The organism is Coleofasciculus sp. G3-WIS-01 (assembly GCF_040223135.1).
GTDB lineage: Bacteria > Cyanobacteriota > Cyanobacteriia > Cyanobacteriales > Coleofasciculaceae > Coleofasciculus.
Window position 1 is genome coordinate 1 of sequence record NZ_JAVJZI010000106.1, and the last position, 2,439, is coordinate 2,439.

The following is a 2,439-nucleotide window of genomic DNA, read 5'->3' on the forward strand; positions in this document are numbered from 1 at the left end:
TAATGGAGCCAATAATATTGCACTTGTGGGGCTGTCTATAAACCAGCCTGGAGGCACGGGGTTATCGTGCAAGTTAAACAGAACTCCCAGATACGTTCAGCTTAACTTGTTTGATGACTTCAGGGCTACTGAAAACCCAGAACTCTGCGATAGCAGGTCTGGGTAGTTTATAAATAATTGAATCAACAGAAAGTTGACAACGTTCTAGCGATAGGGCAGACATTTAGCGAATTGGTATTGTACCTGTAGGGGCAATTCATAAATTGCCTCTACTTAACTTAAAAAGAATTACCTTGGCTATTTGGCAGTTTTCCGGCTTCCCCTGGAAAGTAAAGTCAGTCGTTAACTTTTTTTATCCTGTCGGGAATGTTCTTGCTTGAGCAATACTCCAAATCCTAATGCTGCTACTGAACCTAAGAGGGTTAGGGGTTCAGGAACGGGTGTAGTCGCCTCACGCCACTTTTATTCTGTGCTTTAAGTAACAGCAGGAGTGAAACTCTCGGAGCAAGAATTATCAAGCAAGAGTGTGATTTATATTGGTGTACTTTTCTGCAAAAGTACGTCGCCAAAAGCTAGAGTAAAATGTCCTATATAGTAGCCGTAAAGGATAACGACTAAGACCCCGTTTTGGCGCAACTGAGTCTGGGTAAAAAAGTAGAAGCATAAATAGGAGCAGCTGAATGAATCGCCAGATGGTAAAAGCGGCACAAGAACGACTGAAACTCTCCATCATGAGTTATCAGCAAAAGCCTGTTGGCACTGTAGCCTCCAAGGAACCTGCTCCCAAAGAAGAACAACTCAATTATGGTCACTGCTTTGTCCGCGATTTTTTCCCATCGGGACTGGCGTTCCTCATGCAAGGGGAACGGGAGATTGTCCGCAACTTCTTGGAATTCACCCTAGGCTTGCAGTCGGATAAACTAAGGACAAAAGAGGGTGAAGGATTATTTGCCAAAGTGAGGCAAACCTGGCAAGGGAAAGAACTTCTCATTGATGGGATTCGCTTGGGAGAAGGCTTGATGCCTGCTAGCTTTGAAGTCACATCAACTCAAAATATTGAGCCAGATTTTGGTCAACGGGCAATTGGTAGAGTCACGCCTGTTGATTCGGGGTTGTGGTGGATTATTCTCTTGCGGGCTTATGAAAAGGCGTGTCAGATAGCCAATCGACCTGATGAAAGTATTGTCCATCGCCTGGAATTCCAACGCGGTATCCAGTTAATTTTGGATATTTGCTTAAGCCAGCGCTTCGATATGACTCCCACTTTATTAGTCCCCGAAGCGGCATTTATGATTGACCGTCGTATGGCTGTTTATGGACATCCATTAGAAATTCAGGCTTTATTTCATCAGGCTTTACATTCTGCGCGTTATGAACTCCTGCAAAACGAAAGCTATATTCAAAAGCGGGAAATTGATCACCGTTTAGAGTTGCTCACTAATTATATTCGAGAACGGTATTGGTTAGACCCCAAACGCTTGAGGGCAATCTATCGCTACCAAACCGAAGAGTTTGGAGAAACGGCGTTAAATAAATTTAATATCTACGAATCGTCTGTACCTGATTGGGTTCTACCTTGGCTCAACCGCAAAGGCGGATATTTAGCGGGGAATTTAGGCGTCGGTTGGATTGATTTTCGCTTTTTTGGTCAGGGGAATTTATTGGCTATTATTTCCGGTTTGGCGACTCCTGAGCAATCGCAAAGCATTATGAATTTAATTGAAATACAATGGTCAAAGTTGATTGGCAATATGCCAATGAAACTCTGTTATCCTGCGGTTGTGGGTCGGGATTGGGAAACGGTGACTGGATGCGACCCGAAAAATATTCCCTGGTCGTATCATAATGGGGGAAGTTGGCCCGTTTTACTTTGGTCGTTGACAGCGGCGGCGATAAAAACGCAGAGAGTGGAGTTAGCTGAAAAAGCTATTGAAACGGCGGAAGTATACTTACTCGATGATGAGTGGCCCGAATATTATGATGGAGAAATGGGTGAAACCATTGGTAGAGAGGCGCGGCTCTATCAAACTTGGACAATTGCGGGGTATTTAGTCGCTAACTATTTGATTCAAAATCCGCAGCATTTGAATTTAATTAGTTTTAATGATAATCCAGAAGCAATGATAGATTAGATTTGGTTCGTCGGGTGGGGATTAGGGCGGGTTTCGTTGTTTGGTTTGAGGTGGGTTTGCTGATTTAATCCCTAAACCCGCACCTACATCTTTACTCTAGCTTTGGGATTCTAACGATAATTCGTAAATTGCAGCGCCACGGGTAAATATTCTTGTTTCAATCTCTCGATAATCTGTTGTAAATCATCTTTAGATTTACTCGATACTCTAACCACATCGCCTTGAATCAAATAGTTAGCGACTAAATACCCCGCAATTGTCCAAGTTTGATAGAGCCGCGCCTCTCTACCAATGGTTTCACCCATTT

Annotated in this window: 2 protein-coding genes and 1 pseudogene; 1 reads left to right on the forward strand and 2 read right to left on the reverse strand. The window is 43.4% G+C overall.

Going from position 1 to position 2,439, the window contains the following annotated elements:
* Positions 1-342: 342 nt before the first annotated feature.
* Positions 343-435 (reverse strand): annotated as a pseudogene (locus RIM23_RS11075) (PEP-CTERM sorting domain-containing protein); the annotation flags it as partial.
* A gap of 245 nt (positions 436-680) precedes the next feature.
* Between RIM23_RS11075 and RIM23_RS11080 the strand changes: the two are divergent.
* Positions 681-2,132 (forward strand): glycoside hydrolase 100 family protein, encoded by a 1,452-nt coding sequence (locus RIM23_RS11080; RefSeq protein WP_446367018.1) that lies wholly within the window; start codon positions 681-683, stop codon positions 2,130-2,132.
* 110 nt (positions 2,133-2,242) lie between these two features.
* Here the strand turns inward: RIM23_RS11080 and RIM23_RS11085 are convergent.
* Positions 2,243-2,439, reverse strand: a 197-nt coding sequence (locus RIM23_RS11085) for a DUF520 family protein (RefSeq protein WP_446367020.1), incomplete at its 5' end; no start/stop codon positions are given.

Coding starts and splice junctions, on each gene's coding strand:
- RIM23_RS11080 (WP_446367018.1), top strand. CDS start 681: ATGAATCGCCAGATGGTAAAAGCGGCACAAGAACGACTGAAACTCTCC.